Source organism: Bradyrhizobium sp. AZCC 1721 (genome assembly GCF_036924715.1).
Taxonomy (GTDB): Bacteria; Pseudomonadota; Alphaproteobacteria; order Rhizobiales; family Xanthobacteraceae; genus Bradyrhizobium.
The window spans coordinates 1,869,038-1,886,716 of sequence record NZ_JAZHSB010000001.1; the positions used below are offsets into that span (position 1 = coordinate 1,869,038).

Genomic DNA, 17,679 nt, shown 5'->3' on the forward strand with positions numbered 1-17,679 from the left:
ATGGGCCGCTATCTGTCAGGCATCGCGACCTTGCGGCCGATCCCGTCGGGCCGCGGCACGGCGGCATGCGAATCCGTCACCGCCCGGATGCGCGCGCGAATGTCGGGCGGGAAGGGCGCAACCTTCCGCTGCTGCATGTCCATATGCAGCGTCATGTTTTCCGAAGTCGCGGAAAGCCAGCCTTCGGTCGCGTGGCGCAATTCCTCGAACGTGTGCAACCGCTTCTCGTCGGCACCCAACAGATAAACTGAAATCTGAACGGGATCGCCGAGGTGAATTTCTCTGACGTAGCGCACGTGAGCTTCGGCGGTGAAGGTCGAGCAGTGACGCTCCTTCATGTAGGCCGGCCCGATCCCGAGCTGCAGCCACATTTCGTCGATGGCCCGATCCATCATCACGTTGTAATAGGCCATGTTGAGATGGCCGTTATAGTCGATCCATTGCGGCTCGATCTGCATCACCGAGGACAGAAACGGGGCCGGCGGCAGCGGTATATCTTTCAGTTTTTCCCCGGCGGCGGCAGCGGTCGTCATCATCCATCCCTTTGTCGTTTCGCTATCTTGACCCCATTTATATCCTTTGCCACGGTCCGCTCAAATTCGGGAGGAATTGGCGTGGCGACGACGATATCGGGTAGTATGAAGCGGCCGGAACCGCAGGCTTTGGCAAGCGCCGTGGAGGCGCTGGCGGCGCGGTTCGGCAACCGGCTGATCACCTCGCAGGCGGTGCGCGAACAGCATGCCCATACCACCACCTGGCTGCCGACCCAGCCGCCCGACGCGGTGGTGATGGCGCAGGAAACCGCCGACATTCAGGACGTGGTGCGGATCTGCGCTAAACACGGCGTGCCCGTGATCGCTTTCGGAACCGGCACCTCGCTGGAAGGCCAGGTCAATGCGCCGGCCGGCGGCATCTGCATCGATCTGCGCGACATGAACCGGATTCTTGAAGTTCATGCGGAGGATCTGGACTGCGTGATCCAGCCTGGCGTCACCCGCAAGGCGCTGAACGAGCACCTGCGCGACCAGGGATTGTTCTTTCCGATCGATCCGGGCGCCGATGCTTCGCTCGGCGGCATGACCGCGACGCGGGCGTCCGGCACCAATGCGGTGCGCTACGGCACCATGCGCGAGAACGTGCTGGCGCTGAAAGTGGTGCGCGGCGACGGCGAGATCATCACGACGGGCACGCGGGCGAAGAAATCCGCAGCTGGCTACGACCTGACGCATCTGTTCGTCGGTGCCGAGGGTACGCTTGGCATCATCTCTGAGCTCACCATCAAGCTCCGCGGCATTCCCGAGACGATCGCGGCCGCTGCCTGCTCGTTCGAGACGGTGCGCGGCGCCTGCCAGGCCACGATCCTGGCCATCCAGACGGGCATTCCGTTGGCGCGGATCGAGCTGCTCAACGCCGAGCAGGTGCGCGCCTGCAACGCCTATTCCAAGCTGACCCTGCCGGAGACGCCGCTGCTGCTACTGGAATTCCACGGCAGCGAGGTCGAGGTCGCCGAACAGTCCAGGAATTTCGGCGAAATCGCCAAGGAATGCGGCGGCGGGGATTTCACCTGGACGACCAAGCCCGAGGACCGCACAAAACTTTGGCAGGCGCGGCATGACGCCTATTGGTCGGTCAAGGCGCTGCGGCCCGGCGCGGGCGTGGTGGCGACCGACGTCTGCGTGCCGATTTCACGGCTTGCGGATTGCGTTACCGAGACCGAGGAGGACCTGAAACGGCTGAACCTGCTGTCGCCGATCGTCGGCCATGTCGGCGACGGCAACTTCCACTGTTCGCTGGTTTGCGACGTCGACAACAAGGAAGAAATGGCGCGCGGCGAGGAGTTCATGCATCGCCTGGTCGAACGCGCGCAGTCGATGGGCGGCACCTGCACCGGCGAGCACGGCATCGGGCAGGGCAAGCAGAAATACCTCAAGGCCGAGCTCGGCCCCGAGGCGATCGACGCCATGCGCGCGCTGAAGCAGGCGCTCGATCCGCAGAACATTTTCAATCCCGGTAAGATCGTGCCGGTGGGGTAGGACGCGGAGTCGTTACCACCTGACCCAAAGCGGTCTCAGGTCGCTAGAGTCAGAACACATCGATAGTCGGGAACCGAGCATCCCCTGTGATGCAATCCCAAAGGTAGATTGCAAGACCGATGTCGCCGGTCCAAAGCGAATACCGACCGCGGCCAGCAACCATCTGAGCGCCGCGATACTGGACGATGGCAGTCATGGCGAACTGGCGCGCGCGGTCGAGCCAAATGGGGTCATTTGTACGTCGGTACAGCTTGAGGAATGCGTAGCCATTTCCACCCGTACCGTGGCAAAGGTTCGAGCCCTTTGTTAGCGGTCCGGCGGCCCAGGCAAAGCGCCCGCCATCCAGCAGGAGCGCGTCAAATTGCGGCGTAGTGAAAGGCGCGTCAGCAAAAGTCGTCACCATTCCCGGCGCACCGTGACAGTGCTGACATATGAAAAGCCGCTTCTCGCGCTTGCTTCTCGGGCCCCATGTTGTTCCAACTTCGTACTGCCACGCATTCGCTTCAAGCGACTTCGGCACAAATTCGGCTACGTGCGCTTGCTGCGCCGCCGTCAACCAATCCCATCCGAGCAATAACGGGATAACGTTGCCGGCGAAGCCGTGAACGGGCCCGAGAAAGCGATCTTTGGCACCGTAAAGATCCTGCGTCCAAAGTGGACCTTGCGGCGTGTCCTCCAGTTCGGCCAACAGCCGCGCTGCCTGCACTTCGAAGAGGCCGCGCCATCGCGATTCCTCCGTCATCTCGCCCATGTGGATTGCGGCTACCATCGATCCGGGCATACCCCACATGAGTTCTCGGATTGGCAGTCCATTATTTGCTTCGGCGCGCCTATAAACCAGGTCGGCGAGGCTCGATGTTGGCTCAAGGCGCATTGCGAGAAGTGCCGCACCCATGTCGCCGCGAAGCAGCGAGCCATGCTTCTCATAATCGGTCGGCGAACTGGCTTCGTGGTCAATGATTGTCCGTTCAATCAGCTTTGGCAGCACAGAGCGAAAGTCTCCCGCGACGCGGGTAGCCCCTATGCGATGTAAGTAATCTAGTGCCCAAATGACCCCTGCCGCGTCCTTGTAGAAGCTGGGGTCGCCATCTCCCACCCCGTCGTCACTCGGGTGAGCCGGCCAGAAGGTGTCGGGATTGAAATGGGCGACCGCATCGGCCGCAATTTCTTCAATCGTGACCCGAACAGCCGATTCATTCCAGTCGTCCTGGGCAAGCGGACGATGACGTCCGGGGGTAATCATGGCGTAGGGGCTCCTGGGCGGTGTCCATCTGTACTTCAGATGATGCAAGTAAGGATCGCACGATTGAACGAAAGCTATCTAAAAGCGTGCCGCGCGGCAAACCAACTGCCCGCCCGAAATAGTTCGACGCGGCGCAGCAATGATGCGTCAATGTCCGCCTCTGGTAAGCGGACATCAGGCGGACGCTGATCCAAGCGCCCGATCTATGAGTTCACGAACTAAGCGCTCCGAGGCTGCATTGAAACCGCCGGTGGCGGACGAAGGCTTGCAACGACGTTATTCAATCAAAGATTGTACATTGTGGCGGCCGTCGCAGTTTGGTTCCAAACATAGCCTCGTTTCAACACGGCGCCGCCAGACTTAAACATTGTCGCGCCCGAACTGACCTCTTCAGCTTGTTCCCGCAACATGTGTTGCGTGTGTCGTGCGTGATGAGGTGCGTTAATGCGTTTTATTTCCTGGGGGATCGTTGCCGCGTGTGGCTTTTTACTGGCAGGTTCGGCGGCGAAGGCTGCCGAAATCCGTATTCCGGACCTGCCGTCGCCTCACTACAACTGGACCGGATTCTATGCGGGCGTTTACGGCGGCGGTGCGTATGCGGCGTGGGCCGCCGATTACTGCCGAAACGGTGCGTGCCGCCATGCGGAGGGACAGGCGAGCGGCTTCGCCGTCGGCGTTTACGGCGGCTACAATTATCAATTCGCCAGCCGCTTTGTCATCGGCGCCGAATTCGATTGGGGCAAGTCCACTTCGTCACAGGACGAAATCGTCTTTGGCGACAGTGCGTTGCTATCGAGATTCGGCGCGTTCGGCTCCGCTCGCCTGCGCGCCGGCTACGCGTTCGACCGCCTGCTGGCCTTTGGTGCGGTCGGTGTCGGCGTGGCCAGCATCAGCAACGGATATCGCTATACGGTTCAGAGAGGGTGTGACACGCTGGAGCAGGCGATCTGGGACGAGCAGGTCAAGGCAGGGCTGATAGCAGGCGTGGGCATCGAGTATGCTTTCACCAAGCATCTGGTCGCGCGCGGTGAATATCTCTATGCCGATTACGGCAGCGCCACGCTGTCGAGCCGGGACCGCACCCGGGCTGAATTCCGCAACGAGATGCACTTCGTGCGCGTGGGCGCCAGTTATCGGTTCTGATGCTTCGCTCAGGATGGTCCGGCGGCGTTGGCTGCCGGATCATCATGTCGCGATTCTCCATGCGTCTTATCGTGCGCGCGGCGCGGTGATCGCCTTGCGGATTGCTGCGAGTGGCGCGGCGTCGTCGAACTCGAGATCTTCGCCAACCCGCCTCAATCCGAGGTCGCGCCACAGCGCCGCGAGATCGGGCGTCACCGGCTTCGGCCCCATCTCGTTGTGAAGCCGGGTCAGCACGTCGACGCCGACGGCTTTGTCGGCGGTTGCAAGGATGCGCTCGATCGGCCAGTCCTGCTCATGATTGCCGCCGGCGGCGAGCACGCCGCGCATCGCGTCCTGCAGGCCGAGGCGATTATTGGTGGCCTTGCGGATTTCGATATCGGCGAGCAGGCAGAACATCGCGCCGCCCCAATATTTCCGCCCCCAGGTGCCGGTGTTGTCGAGGCCCTGGTCGCCGGCCTGCGGCAGGCCCTTCGGCATGTCGCGCATCATCGCCTGCCAGATTTCCCGCGCGCTGAGGTCTCCGGCCTGCACCCGCGCGACCGGCTCGACATAGACCGCCAATCCTTCCGAGAGCCACGCGTGGCGGTCGGGCATGTCGGGCAGGGCGGTATGCACCATCTCGTGCACCATCACCCAGTCGCGGCGCAGCACATCCTCGCTTGAATCGCGGCCGAGCGGAATGCGAATGGCGGCGCCGCGATAGCCCCACGTCGTGCCGCCGCGAATGCGGCCTCCATCGACGGGCACCAAGAGCAGCCGGAGCGAGTTGACGGGAAATCGCCCGTAATAGGTCGTCACGGCCCGAGCCGACATCCTGATCCAGTCGAGCAGTTTTTCCCTGGGCAGCATGAAGTCGCCCGGGGCGAACGCGGCATGGATGATGCCGCCGGGCACTTCGATATCAGTTTTGGGCAGCCGGTCGAAAGCGTCGTAGGGCATCCGGTCGCGCATATATTCCGATTGCGCATCGGCGCGGAACGAAATGGCGCTTGCCAGCATCGCGGTGATGACGGCGGCGGCAACGATCCAGCGAAAGGTGCTGGCGACCTTCATCTCAGCACGGTCTGGACCGCAACCGACCGGTCGTGGCCCGGGCGTTGCGCAATGAACGAAGCGGCCTGTTCGTGGAGATCGCCGAGCATGGCGGCGAGCAAGGCTTCGCCCTTGGCCGGCGTCGCCCGTGTCGGATCGCCATAGCTGCCGGAGCGGCTGTAGTTTGGCGAATACGGATCCGACGGCGTCAGTGCGCCCGGCGTCTCCTGGTTCAGGGCGGGGCTGGCTTCGGCGCGCGTCATATCGACCAGATGCGGTGCCAGCGCCAGCATCAGCGACGTTTCCAGTTCATCCGCATGGCTGCCATGGCTCTGTTCGGCCAATTGCCTCGCCACGCGCGGATAGCGCGGACCCTCATGGATCCACAGATGCCTGATCCGCTCGCTGTCGAGGCGCGCCAGTGCGCGATCGACCGGGGCTAACGTGCTGATCCCGGTATTGAGCACCAGCAGCTTTGGAATTCCGCCGGCGAGAATTTGCCCCGCAATCTCGCGCACCAGCGCCTCGAAGGTTGAAATCGACAGGCTGCTGCTGCCGGCATATTCGACGAAGGCGGGATAATGGCCGTACGTCAGCGTCGGCCAGATCAGCGCGTCGATCTTTTCCGCCATCTTGGCCGCGAGCCATTCGGCCTGGATGCGGTCGGTGTTGAGCGGGAGGTGGAAGCCGTGCTGCTTGGCGGCGGCGCCGATTGGCAATATCGCCACCGCGCCACTACCGATGCGCCGCGCGACTTCGTCCCAGTGCATGCGCTCGATGAAGTGGCGATCGGTGTCTATTCCCATTCGCCGAGCGCTCCCCTTCATGAGCCGACGGAAACATCCGTCAAAAGTCCCGCCGTGATCCAGCCGCGCAGATAGCCGGCGCCGCGGCCTGCCGCGCCGTCGGGGTCGTCATAGGTCGCGAGCATTTCGCAGAGCACGCCGAACGGAATGCCGTTCGCGGCCTCATCCCACATCATCGCCTCTTCCGCCGAAAGCTCGCGGAACATCGGCGTGACGTCCTGACGCCAGACCAGAAGATGCGCCGGCTGCTCCAGTGCGGTCGCGTCCGGCGGCGTTTCGTCGTTCTTGAGCGCGAGCCAGATCGCAGCCGCATTGGTTGCAAGATCGAGCCTGAAGACACTGGGATGCGGCTGAAACCTCAGGCCCGACCATGCTTCGGGCGCAAAGCGTGCCATGTCGGTCAGTTCGACCACCTTGCTTTCCGCGGCGTCGAAGGCGTCGTTGAGTGCCTTTTCCAGCGCGGCCAGATCCGACAGTACGGGATGGTCCGAGTAGGGCTTCGCCGATTTCAAAAACTCCGGCAGGCCTTGCGAGAACCAACGCAGGTTCGGATGCGCGGACGGGCGCGCCTTGACATAAGCGTACCCCATCTCGTCGAACATTTCGTCGCCGAGATAAAGGTGCAGCAGTTCGTGGTCGTTGCGCATTGCCTCGACCAGCCGCGAACCGTAGGCATGGCGATAGACCCCGAATAGCGTTTCGCGCTTCTCGCGCGGGCTGTCGAGGATTTCAGCCAGCACCGTATCGTCGCCATCAAGGATGCCGCGCTGAAACTCGGCTTGCTGTCGCGCAAAATCGCTCATTCCGCCTGCGTGCACCTCGGCAAGATTTTTTCGGCCATCTCACGAGTCCTGACAACCTCAAGCAACAATTCATCGAGCGGCGGGATGTTATCGTCGCGCTCGATCATGGTCGAGACCCGGCCAAAACGCCTCAACGCCGCGGCATAGAGATCCCAGACATCCTCGCACACCGGATGGTCGTGGGTGTCGATGATATGGGTGCCCATGTGGCTGTGGCCGGCCATGTGAAACTGCACCACGCGATCCGCCGGAATGCCGTTGAGGAAAGTCATGGGATCGTAGCCGTGGTTGAAGGCGCTGACATAGACATTGTTGACGTCGAACAGGAGCCAGCATCCGGAGCGGCGCGACAACTCGGAGAGGAATTCCCATTCCGTCATCTCGGAATTGCTGAACTGCACGTAGGTCGAGACGTTCTCGAGCACGATGGCGCGGCCGAGAAAATCCTGCACCAGTTGGACACGGCTGACGACGTGATCGAGCGCTTCCCTGGTGTAGGGGATCGGCAGCAGGTCATGCAGGTTCTTGCCGTGCACGCCGGTCCAGCACAGATGGTCCGATACCCATTTCGGCTCGACGCGCCGGGCAAGATCCTTCAGAGCCTGCAGATATTCGAAGTTCGGCGGGGCGGTTGAGGCGATCGACATCGACACGCCATGCATGACCACGGGGTAGCGTTCGCATATCCGGTCCAGCGTGCGCAGCGGCTGGCCGCCGGGCAGCATATAGTTTTCGCTGATCACCTCGAACCAGTCGATCGGCGGATTGCCGCTCAGGATTTCGTCGTAATGCTGGTGGCGCAAGCCGAGGCCGAAGCCGAGGAAGGGCGGCTTGGCCGATGTCACTGAGCGGTCTGCAAGCGCAGCCGCCGAAGTATCTGGCAATCTGCTTGCGACGTTCATCTCGTCTCCGCTCGAACGGCGCCGCAAACGGCGGCGTGTCCCAAACTGCACCGTCAACCTAGCATGGATGCGAGGCCCAGCCTACACCGGGCCTCGATCGGACCGCGACTTAAGACGGCATATACTTGCCCTTGGCGGCGTCGCACTTTTCCTTGGTCATGGCCGAGAAGCCCTGCCCCTTGCAGGCGTTCTGGCCCTTGCAGGCATTGCTGGCACCCTTGCAAGCGCTCTGGCCCTTGCAGGCATTGGCGCCGACGCACTTACCTTCGCCGGCGGCATAGGCCACGGTCGACACGGTGGCGCCGGCCAGGAACAGGGTGGCTGCAGCGGCAGCGAGGGTGGCGCCGGATTTCGAGGTCATCTTCATTTGTATCCTCCAAAGGAAGTGTGAGGGTGCATCGCCCGCAAGCCGCGACAGTTCCGGCCGACAAACTGCACCCGGAGATAGCTACGTCGCGGGTCTGGATTTAGTTACACGCGAGGCCGATTTTAATTCAGCCGCAGGGTCGAAACAACGAGGGCCCGGCACGCGCTGGGCCCTCGTTGCACCTGATCAGAACGATCAACCCTTGACGAACTTGGCTCCCATGGCGGCGCAAGCCTTCTCGGAGGTCGCCGAGAAGCCTTGGCCCTTGCAGGCGTTCTGGCCCTTGCAGGCGTTGGCCGCGCCCTTGCAGGCGCTCTGGCCCTTGCAGGCATTGCCGGCCATGCACTTGCCCGCGGCGGCGTTCGCAGGCGTCGATACCGTCGACACCACCGAGCCGGCGAGGAACAGGGTGGCGGCGGCAGCGGCGAGCGTCGCGCCGGACTTCGAATTCAACTTCATGACGATCTCCTCGATGATTGTTTGAAGACAAAAAGTGACGCCATGAGACCTGTTGATCGTTCGATCACAGACCCGCTGACGCAGGGGAGGAACGGATGGCAATCAGATCGCGGTGGCTTGCCGGAGGACGTCAGGTCTCCGTGATTTGAGTGCTCATCCGAAACCAGCTACGGGGGATGGGGCGATTTGGTTACAGAGTTTCAAAAGAAAATTTTCTTTTTTGCGGTTGAACATCCCGTCCATGTCTAACCCCGGCGGCTTGAGAGTATTTCATTTGCGTGCAGCAGTGATCTCCGCAAGCGCGCGCCGCGCAGAAAGCGCGGCGCTTCAAGGGATTAGCGCAAGCATCGGCGGTCGTTTGCGTTGCACAACGAAATTCGATCCAGCTACCCCCGCACAGGCTTCAGCTTCGCCATCTGCGTGACCGTGGCCCGCAACTCCTCGGCGTTGAAGGACGGAAACGAGCAGATGCGGTTGCTGCAGGCGAACGCCGCCGGTTCGCCGAGATCGGGATATTCGACGTCGGGGTTGGGCAGCTTGCCCTCGCGCAGATCGAGCCACTCCAGTCGCTTGTAGCGGGCCGGCAGCGCGCGAGCCAGCACATGCAGGTTTTTCGCGCGGGCGTCGTCCTTGTGTCCGACGATTGTCACGTGGGTGGGCTCGACCGCGAGTTCTTCGTCGGCGAGCAGAACGCCGGGCAGGGGACGCATCATCCCGGCCGAAGCGCTGGCGAGATAGCTCATCGCATGCGTGGCCTCTTCGCGATAGGCCTCGTTGCCGAAGTAGCGGTTGAGCAGGTTCATGAAGCGGGCGACCGCGACCTGATCGTCGATCAGCTTGGCGGGCTTGGCGAGCACACCGGTTTTGCCTTCCGCCGTCTTCGAGGTCACGAAGCCGCCGGCCTCATCATGGAAGGTCGCGACGAATTCGCCGGCCTTGGCGGCTCTGGTGAGCCAGTCGCGATTTCCCGTGGCGGCATAGAGATCGAGAAAGGCATGGCCCATCGCCAGCGTGTCGCCGATGAATGGCCCGCCGCGATCCTTCTCGCCATGACGGAAGCCGCCATCGGGGAGCGCGCGGTTGTCGATCACCCATTTCGCCGCGCGTTCTGCGGTCACCAGCATCTTCGGATCGTTGGTGACGTTGTAGTAGGCCGAAAGCCCCGAGATCGCCCAGCCGTTTTCGCGCGCATACAGATTCTTGTCGATGCGCGGCATGCCAAGCTTGCGTCGCTCGCCGTCCGATAGCGCGTAGTATGTGTGCCCATCGGTGTCGTGATCGAGATCGGCATCCTGGCTGACATAGAACGCGCCGTTCGGGCTCTTGAGAAACTCGGCGAGATAGCGTTCGATGTTGCGTGCGGCGGCAAGATATTTCGGATCCTTCCACAGCGCATAGGCCTGGCTGTATTGCCGGAGATATTGCGCCTGGAACGACATGATCTTTTCGAAATGCGCCTGCGTCCAGGAGCCCGCTTCGGAATACTGGTACACGCCGCCCCAGACCGGATCGATCAGCGCGATGGCGGCATCGAGCGTCTGCTGGGCGCGCTTGGCCGCCATGGCGTCGCCGGACTCGGCGCGGGTGATCGCAAGGTCTATGCTGTCGGCGTCGATGTATTTCTGGTTCTCGCCCCAGCCGCCGAGTTTTTCCTCATAGGATTCATCGACATTCGTCGTCAGCGCAGCGCGCTGTTCCTTGTCGAGGAAGGCGGAGGTCGATGGCTTCACCTCAAAGGCTTCGCCGACTGACGGTCCGGGCGAGGGATCGTCGATGATCGCCTTGAGCAGCGCCTGCATCCGCTCGGGCTCGATATATCCCCTGATCTTGGCGATCTCGGTGCCGTCGGGGCCGAACACGATGGTCGCCGGCCAGCCCCAGTCGCCATAGCGGCTCGACAGATCGGGGTTGGCGTCCTGATCGACCCGCACCGGAAGATATTTCGCGGCGAGCAATTCCCTGACCTCGGGATTGGCATAGGTCGTCTTCTCCATGACGTGGCACCAGTGGCACCACACCGCCTCGAGATCGAGAATGACGAAACGCTGTTCGGCCTGCGCGCGCGCGAACAGATCGTCGCTCCAGTCGCTCCATTTGGGCCCGTCCGAAGCAAACGACGGCGATGCCGCTAGCGCGGCAAGTGCGAAGGCGGCAATGCGGACGAATTTCATGGTAGCTCCCGGAAGCGTGGCGTTTTCTCCAGCTACGCAGCCAGCGAGATCAGGGCTCAAGCATTGGCCGATGTCACGGGATTGTGAGTGTCAGGTTGAAGCTTTGGGCTGACCGCTGGCATTCAGCAGCAGCCGATCCAGTGAAGCCGCGCCCGGGCCGGCAATCGCAAGCCACATGAAGCCGGCGAAGTAGGCAGCTTCCTCAAAACCGAGCAGCGTCTCCAGCGAGTCGACATCGCCCCATTTCGCCGACTGGATGGCGACGACCATGACCACCGCCAGCATCGCGGCCGGGATTCGCGCGAACAGGCCGAGGATCAGCATCGCACCGCCGAAGAATTCGACACCCGCCACAAAGGGGGTGAGGATGTTGGGAAACGGAATGCCCCAGCCGATAAAGTTTTCGGTGACCTGCGCCAGATGATTGAGCTTGCCCCAGCCGGCCAGCATGAAGGTGTAACCGACGATGAGCCGCATGATCAGGGGGCCGGCCCACGAAAAATGCGAGGCGATCTGCGCGGGCAGCAGGATGAGCAGATTGACGACGGAATACATGCGAACCCCCTTCAAGTATTTTGGCGACGCGAAGCCGCGACCTGCGGCTACGTCGCGGCCGCGGTGGCCGCAGTCTGGTCCTGACAGGAATTTCGTTGGCGCCGGCCCGCTTGTTACGGGGCCTTAGCCGAAATTTTGCAAGGCGGGGAAAGTCTCCAGCAGCCAAATGCTGACGTTGGTGACGGCGCCGGTCAGGAAGCCGATGCCGGTGATCACCATCAGGATCCCCATGGCATGCTCGACCTTGGCGAGGTGTCGCTTCATCCGCGCAAACAGCGAGGAGAACTGCTCGATCATGAAGGCTGCCAGCAGGAACGGGATTCCGAGCCCGGCGGAATAGACCGCGAGCAGGCCCGCGCCCTTGGTCACGGTGGCCTCGGCGGCCGCAATCGACAGGATCGCCGCCAGAATGGGGCCGATGCAGGGGGTCCAGCCGAAGGCGAAGGCGAGCCCCATGGCATAGGCGCCCCAGAGGCCGACCGGTTTCGGCATCGGCATCCGCCCCTCGCGCATCAACAGTCCGATCCGGGTCAGGCCGAGGAAGTGCAGGCCCATGATGATGATCACGATGCCGGCCACGATCGAGAGCTCCGCCGACCAGGCGCGGATCAGGCCGCCGATCAGCGAGGCGCTGGCGCCAAGCGCCACGAAGACGGTGGAAAAGCCGAGCACGAACATCAGCGCCGAAGCCATCACCGCGCGCTTTGATGCCTGCGTCGTCTCGGCATTGGCGACCTGCTCGATGGTCGCGCCGGTGAGATAGATCAGATAGGGCGGCACCAGGGGCAGCACGCAGGGGGACAGAAAGCTGACGAGACCGGCAATCAGGGCCGCCGGGATGGAAACATCGTGCATTGCATGACCTTCGAGAATTGCCGCAAGGCATAGCGCCGTCTTCGCTTGTACGGAACAGGCAATCGATAAGTTTCGTCGTCATTACGGCTCAACTGCGGTCACAGAGCCGTGTCCGGGGCGCCGAAATTGCCTCGCTGGCGAAACAGACGCTGGTATGGTCCCGTATTGCGGTAATCAGACCATCATCGGGACCCCTGTATGCGCCTCGGCATCCGCACCGCCATTTCCGCCCTCGTGCTGACGTCGATCGTCGTCAGTGCCGTCGGCGTGCATCTTTTGTGGTGGCGCACCGCCCATCAGGTCAGCCAGACGCTCGCCAACACCATCAACGACCAGATCGTATCCGCGGTCGGCGACGAACTGCAGTCGGTCACGACCGAGGCGCGCTCCTCCATGATGGCGGTGCGAACGCTGCTGGCCGAAAAAGTGTTCGACCCGCGCGACGCCCGAAAACGCGAGATCGTTTTCCGCTCGCAGTTGCTGTCGCAACCGACGATCTCCTGGGTGGCATTTGGATGGCCGGACGGCTCGTTCTTTGCCGGGCACAAGCTCGGCGACAACGTCATCGAAATGCTCGAAATCACGCCCGACCGAAATTTGCGCATCAATCGCTACGAATTCGTCGGTAACGATCTTCGGCTCAAGGCGAGCTGGTTCGAAGACACCGACTATTCCGTGCCCGAGCAGGAATGGTTTCGGGTCGCCAAGGAGACCAACGACGAACACTGGTCGACGCTGACGACGCATCCGCGCGGGGAGCGGCTGGCGGCGGCCTTTTCTGCCCCGATCGAAATCGATCAGAAACCGGCCGGCGTCGTTGCGATCATCATTGAGCTGACCCGCGTCTCGAATTTTCTGTCGCAGCTCACGGTCGGCAAGTCCGCGGGCGCCTTCATTCTCGAGCGGGACGGCAAGGTGGTGGCCTCGCCCGATCCTGATGCCAGCGAACTGGTGGCGCTGAAGACCGATCATCCGCTGTTTCCGGTCGCCGTCGAAGCGATCCGGAATGCGGGCAGCGCCTACGAACCCGGCGAGGGCCAGCCGTTCAACACGACGGTGACGCGGGACGGCAAGGCCTATCAGGCCGTGATTACGCCGATATCGTTTCCGGGCTGGTCGCTGGTTACGGTGGTGCCGGAATCGGAATTTCTCGGACCGGTTCAGATGACGATCCGAAACCTGCTGATCGGGCTTGCGGTGCTGATCGTTTTTGCCGGGCTATTGTCGGCATGGCTCGCCCAGCGCCTGATCGCAGCTCCCCTGATCAAGGTGGTGAACGAGATCAGGCATGTGGAGCGTTTCGACCTCGACAAGGTGCAGCGGCATCCGTCGCGGCTGGCCGAGATCGGAAACCTGTCGGGCGCGATCGGCGACATGGCGCAAGGGCTTGCCGCTTTCGGAAAATACATTCCGGCCGACCTGGTCAAACGGCTGATCAGCGACGGCAGCGGCGCGCGGCTTGGCGGCGCGGTGCGGCCGATGAGCGTGATGTTCATCGATCTGGCCGGCTTCACCGGCATATCGGAGCGGCTCGGCGACCGCATCATCCCGCTGCTGTCGCGCTATTTCGATTGCGTCTCGGCGCAGATTCAAAACCAGAACGGCACCATCGACAAATTCATCGGCGACGCCGTGATGGCGTTCTGGGGTGCGCCGTCGCCCAACCCCGATCATGCCGTTGATTGCTGCCGGGCGGCCTTGGCGTGCCGGCGCGCGGTGGAGGAGGCAGGTCTCGTCGACGACTACGGTCGGCCGGTCAGGATCCGCATCGGCATCAATTCCGGCGACATGCTGGTCGGCAATATCGGATCGGAGGTGCGGCTGAACTACACCGTGATCGGCGATGCCGTGAATATTGCGAGCCGGCTGGAGAGCACCAACAAGGCGTACGGCTCCACGATCATCATCGGCCCCGAAACGCGAAGGCTCGCCGGGAAGAGCATCGTGGTTCGCGAACTCGACCGGCTGGCGGTCTATGGCCGTGTTGGCGGTTTGCAGATCTATGAATTGCTTGATATGGCCGGCGATATCGGTGCACCCGCCTGGGTGGCTTCGTACGAGGCCGGCCTTGCCGCCTGGCGGGCGCGGGATTTCTCGGCTGCAATCGGCGCGTTCGAGAAGGTGCTGGAAATCCGCGAGCACGATGCAGCGTCGGCGACGATGATTGAGCGCTGCAGGCAGCAGCTCGAAAATCCGGCCGGCGAAGATTGGGACGACACGACGGTGGCGCGGACCAAGTAGCCCGACGCGGCTTTGCCGCCTTGCCTGCGAGGGCAGTTTGGCCATAGAGAAGTGCCGGCCTTGACGCTGCATTCGCCAGCGATCGATAGGGAAGCCGTTCCGCGTTGAAAGTGCTGTTGACCCATACGCCGCAGTCGCGCGCCCAGTACTACGGCGACCGTAGTCTTGCCGGGCTGCAGGCCGTCGCGCAGGTGAAACTGCATGAAGCAAGCGACGCGCTCGACGCGGCTGGCCTGATCGAGGCCGCCCGCGATGTCGATATCATCGTGGCCGATCGGCTCACCGCGGGTCCGGGCGAGATATTTTTGAAGCTGCCAAAGCTGCGCGCCTTCGTTCGTTGCGCGGTCGACATCCGCAACGTCGACGTCGAAGCCGCTTCGGCCGCCGGCGTTCTGGTCACGCGGGCTGGACCCGGTTTCATTCAATCGGTTGCCGAACTCGCGCTCGGCTTCATGGTCGATCTGTCGCGCGGGGTTTCACGCGCAACCGCCGACTACCATGCCGGCCGCAAGCCGGAGGTCATCATGGGCCGGCAACTGGCCGGCAGCCGCCTCGGCATCATCGGCTATGGCAGCATCGGCCGTTACCTGGCTGATATCGCCAAGGTGTTGGGCATGGAAATCATGGTCGCCGATCCCTTTGCGACCGTCAGCGACGCCGCCATCCGGCATGTGCCGCTCGACGAACTGCTGGCGAACTCCGATTACGTCGTCTGCCTCGCGGTCGCCAACGAGCAAACCGAAAACCTGATCGGGCAGGCGGCGCTGGCCCGCATGCAGCCGCACGCCTTGTTCATCAACCTCTCGCGCGGCAATCTCGTCGACGAGGCGGCGTTGTCAGCGGCGCTCCGCGAGAAGCGCATCGCCGGCGCCGCGATAGATGTCGGCCGCGCGCTGGACCAGATGCCGTCGCCGGAGCTCGCAAGCCTGCCGAACGTCATCGCAACCCCACATATCGGCGGCCTGACGCCGCCGGCGATCGAGAGCCAGTCGCTGGAAACGGTGCGGCAGGTGGAGGCCATCATTGCCGGCGAGGTGCCTGCCGGCGCGGTCAATACGGATTGTTGGAGGCGACGCCCCTGATGCCGCGATGATCGCAATGCTCGGCCGTGCGGGCGGCCGATTTTAGCCGGCCGGCCGCAGATCCACCGATTTCAACCGAAACGATGAGCGCAACGCACCGGCTGGTAGATTTCCTGACTGTTATCTGCGCCGCGCTCGCGGTCGCGATAGGAGCACAGTTTGTTAACAAGTTGAGCAAAGTCCGATCCGGTATGCATGGCGTCGCTGAATGTCTCCAGCGCATGAAGTGTCTTGAACGACCAGATTGTGCGATACAACCCGCTGTGCTTTTCGCTAGTTGCTGAAACTGCATAGGTGCCGCGGTAGCTGACGTCATCTGGCTCATATTGTACAATTTTCGTCTCATTGACGATCAGCCAGTTTTTAAACTCTTCGTGCTTGTCGAATGGAACGTCGTAACCCCATTCAATCACAAGCGCGCCCAGCAGGGTGCTGTCCGCGAGGAGCTGTGTAATCTCTGCCTGGTTCGCATCATGCTTGAGGAGATCGCAGAAAGGGAAATAGCCTCCCGATCGCACCTCCGGCTCGATTGGCTTAACGGTTGGAGTGGTTAGCCGGTTGCCTGCGATAAGGTCGGCAACGAGCCGTGTCGGATCGACGTTGCTCATTTCAGTCCTCCTCAATCTGTTACGTTCAACTCAATCAAGCCCTGGTCATGCAAATTCTTGATACCAATTGTGAGATGGCGATCGGCCTCGCGCTCGGACATCTGATCCGCTACGCTTTTTCGATACCTTTGCGCAACGTGGTCGGGACTGCTGCCATCGCAAAGCTCAAATATGAGCCAAGCATTGAGGTTCAGCATGAAGAGTTTCGGCGGATTAGGCCGAAACACCACGCAACTCTTCATCTCTTCAACGGGGCGGACCCGGAGGTTTGGGGTGTGGCTGTAGCAGCCATTCGGGGAGGACACGCAAGTCGACTCCATGGTTGAGCGTTCGGTCAAATGGATCCGGCGCGTCCCACGCGCCATGAAATGCGTAAGCAGTAGAACGGCATCCACCGTGAGACCCTTGGCTCGATGAGCAGCTAGGGCACGTCTCCTTAACCCGGCCTGCTCTCAACTCGCGGTACAGCGGATGTTCCCACGTCTCCATAAAGGAGACATTCTTGATATTTCCGTAGTCAACGTACTCCCGGAGATAAGCGCATCCTATCGAGTCCCCGAAGGCATTGACCGCGGCCATTTGCCAGCACGAGTTGCCGTCATTTGGATGCCATGACTGCATCAGTTTCATGCCGGCAGGCAATCGCAGTGCGTCGAGCGCCGCATGCATTTCGTCGAGCGACAGGGAAAATTCGTTCCAGCGGTATTTAAAGCGACCAAGCGGATAAGGCCGCAAAACGCCGGCCGTCTTCACGCCGAGCCGGTGAGCAAGGTCAATGTAGCCTTGCAGGTCATCGACATTCTTGCGGTTAAGGATGGTGAGCAGTTGCGTTTCAATCCCTGCTTCCACCAAGTATGTGACTGCTTCACAGGCGCGCGCATGGCTGCCCTGCGTGCCGGTGAAGTAGTCGTGCACCTTGGCATGTGGGCTAAGAATATCGACGAGCACGATCGCAACGCCGATCTCCTTGAGTCTGGCGGCGACATCGCGCGTTATGAGTGTGCCGTTGGTCCGAATCTCAGTGAAGAAGCGGTTCGATGCGGAAGCGAGGAAGGGCAGGAAGTCCGGCCGATGAAATGGTTCGCCTCCTTCAATGTAGAGATAAACCACGCCCAACTCGGCAATTTCATCAAGGAAGCGACTCCACTCCTCACTGTTCAACTCGGACGACGCCTTCTCCGATGAACAATCGGCATAGCAATGTTGGCAGGAGAGATTGCAGGTCTCGGTGTAGCAAATTGTAAGCTTGAGCGGCTTCTGAAGCGCAAAGGGATTTTGTATGGGGCCCATGACGGCTGACCCTGCTTCTGCGCCGCGATCCGATCGCGTCGTGGGCCTATCTCGCGCAAGATTGTAATGCTAAGCTGGCATAAGATATT

At 61.9% G+C, this 17,679-nt stretch carries 18 protein-coding genes; 4 read left to right on the top strand and 14 right to left on the bottom strand.

Features of this window, described 5'->3' with window-relative positions:
• Positions 1-8: 8 nt before the first annotated feature.
• Positions 9-533: a thioesterase family protein gene (locus V1273_RS09095; RefSeq protein WP_334409340.1), complete on the bottom strand. Its 525-nt coding sequence runs from the start codon at positions 531-533 to the stop codon at positions 9-11.
• 105 nt (positions 534-638) lie between these two features.
• Between V1273_RS09095 and V1273_RS09100 the strand changes: the two genes are divergently transcribed.
• On the top strand, positions 639-2,033 hold the full coding sequence (locus V1273_RS09100; RefSeq protein WP_442894144.1) for an FAD-binding oxidoreductase: 1,395 nt from the start codon (positions 639-641) through the stop codon (positions 2,031-2,033).
• Between the two features lie 49 nt (positions 2,034-2,082).
• On the opposite strand, the gene V1273_RS09105 is transcribed toward V1273_RS09100, so the two are convergent.
• On the bottom strand, positions 2,083-3,276 hold the full coding sequence (locus V1273_RS09105) for a lanthionine synthetase C family protein (protein ID WP_334409342.1): 1,194 nt from the start codon (positions 3,274-3,276) through the stop codon (positions 2,083-2,085).
• A gap of 444 nt (positions 3,277-3,720) precedes the next feature.
• Here V1273_RS09105 and V1273_RS09110 point away from each other — a divergent pair, with 444 nt between their 5' ends.
• Positions 3,721-4,419: an outer membrane protein gene (locus tag V1273_RS09110; RefSeq protein ID WP_334383410.1), complete on the top strand. Its 699-nt coding sequence runs from the start codon at positions 3,721-3,723 to the stop codon at positions 4,417-4,419.
• Between the two features lie 66 nt (positions 4,420-4,485).
• Here V1273_RS09110 and V1273_RS09115 read toward each other — a convergent pair whose 3' ends face one another.
• From V1273_RS09115 to V1273_RS09155, 9 genes are all read right to left on the bottom strand, one after another.
• Positions 4,486-5,472 carry a hypothetical protein gene (locus V1273_RS09115; RefSeq protein WP_334409344.1) on the bottom strand — a complete coding sequence of 329 codons (987 nt, stop codon included), beginning with the start codon at positions 5,470-5,472 and terminating at the stop codon, positions 4,486-4,488.
• Positions 5,469-6,257, bottom strand: a complete 789-nt coding sequence (locus tag V1273_RS09120; RefSeq protein ID WP_334367457.1) for a creatininase family protein — start codon at positions 6,255-6,257, stop codon at positions 5,469-5,471. The genes V1273_RS09115 and V1273_RS09120 overlap by 4 nt, the downstream gene beginning before the upstream one ends.
• A 17-nt stretch (positions 6,258-6,274) precedes the next feature.
• Positions 6,275-7,060: a DNA-binding domain-containing protein gene (locus V1273_RS09125; protein ID WP_334409345.1), complete on the bottom strand. Its 786-nt coding sequence runs from the start codon at positions 7,058-7,060 to the stop codon at positions 6,275-6,277.
• Positions 7,057-7,962, bottom strand: coding sequence for an MNIO family bufferin maturase (gene bufB, locus V1273_RS09130; RefSeq protein WP_334409346.1), 906 nt, complete (start codon positions 7,960-7,962; stop codon positions 7,057-7,059). Before bufB ends, V1273_RS09125 begins: the two co-directional genes overlap by 4 nt.
• A 109-nt stretch (positions 7,963-8,071) precedes the next feature.
• Complete coding sequence (bufA2, locus tag V1273_RS09135; RefSeq protein ID WP_057846977.1) at positions 8,072-8,329, bottom strand: BufA2 family periplasmic bufferin-type metallophore; 258 nt, start codon at positions 8,327-8,329, stop codon at positions 8,072-8,074.
• A 195-nt stretch (positions 8,330-8,524) separates the two neighbouring features.
• Positions 8,525-8,788, bottom strand: a complete 264-nt coding sequence (bufA2, locus tag V1273_RS09140) for a BufA2 family periplasmic bufferin-type metallophore (RefSeq protein ID WP_176722064.1) — start codon at positions 8,786-8,788, stop codon at positions 8,525-8,527.
• 386 nt (positions 8,789-9,174) lie between these two features.
• On the bottom strand, positions 9,175-10,959 hold the full coding sequence (locus V1273_RS09145; protein ID WP_334409347.1) for a thioredoxin domain-containing protein: 1,785 nt from the start codon (positions 10,957-10,959) through the stop codon (positions 9,175-9,177).
• A gap of 90 nt (positions 10,960-11,049) precedes the next feature.
• Positions 11,050-11,514, bottom strand: a complete 465-nt coding sequence (locus V1273_RS09150; RefSeq protein ID WP_334367463.1) for a DoxX family protein — start codon at positions 11,512-11,514, stop codon at positions 11,050-11,052.
• A 123-nt stretch (positions 11,515-11,637) separates the two neighbouring features.
• Positions 11,638-12,369: a cytochrome c biogenesis CcdA family protein gene (locus V1273_RS09155; protein WP_334367464.1), complete on the bottom strand. Its 732-nt coding sequence runs from the start codon at positions 12,367-12,369 to the stop codon at positions 11,638-11,640.
• Between the two features lie 198 nt (positions 12,370-12,567).
• Here V1273_RS09155 and V1273_RS09160 point away from each other — a divergent pair, with 198 nt between their 5' ends.
• Complete coding sequence (locus V1273_RS09160; RefSeq protein ID WP_334409349.1) at positions 12,568-14,610, top strand: adenylate/guanylate cyclase domain-containing protein; 2,043 nt, start codon at positions 12,568-12,570, stop codon at positions 14,608-14,610.
• 104 nt (positions 14,611-14,714) lie between these two features.
• A complete protein-coding gene (locus V1273_RS09165; RefSeq protein ID WP_334409351.1) occupies positions 14,715-15,692 on the top strand; it encodes a hydroxyacid dehydrogenase in 978 nt (325 codons plus the stop codon).
• A gap of 71 nt (positions 15,693-15,763) precedes the next feature.
• Here the strand turns inward: V1273_RS09165 and V1273_RS09170 are convergent, their stop codons facing one another.
• The 3 genes from V1273_RS09170 to V1273_RS09180 are packed head-to-tail and all read right to left on the bottom strand — an operon-like array spanning position 15,764 to position 17,590.
• The gene (locus tag V1273_RS09170) at positions 15,764-16,300 is read right to left on the bottom strand and encodes a hypothetical protein (protein ID WP_334367467.1); all 537 of its coding nucleotides are present in this window, start codon (positions 16,298-16,300) and stop codon (positions 15,764-15,766) included.
• A gap of 11 nt (positions 16,301-16,311) precedes the next feature.
• Positions 16,312-16,497 (bottom strand): PqqD family protein, encoded by a 186-nt coding sequence (locus tag V1273_RS09175; protein ID WP_334367468.1) that lies wholly within the window; start codon positions 16,495-16,497, stop codon positions 16,312-16,314.
• Between the two features lie 49 nt (positions 16,498-16,546).
• Complete coding sequence (locus V1273_RS09180) at positions 16,547-17,590, bottom strand: radical SAM protein (RefSeq protein ID WP_334383403.1); 1,044 nt, start codon at positions 17,588-17,590, stop codon at positions 16,547-16,549.
• Between the last annotated feature and the right edge of the window lie 89 nt (positions 17,591-17,679).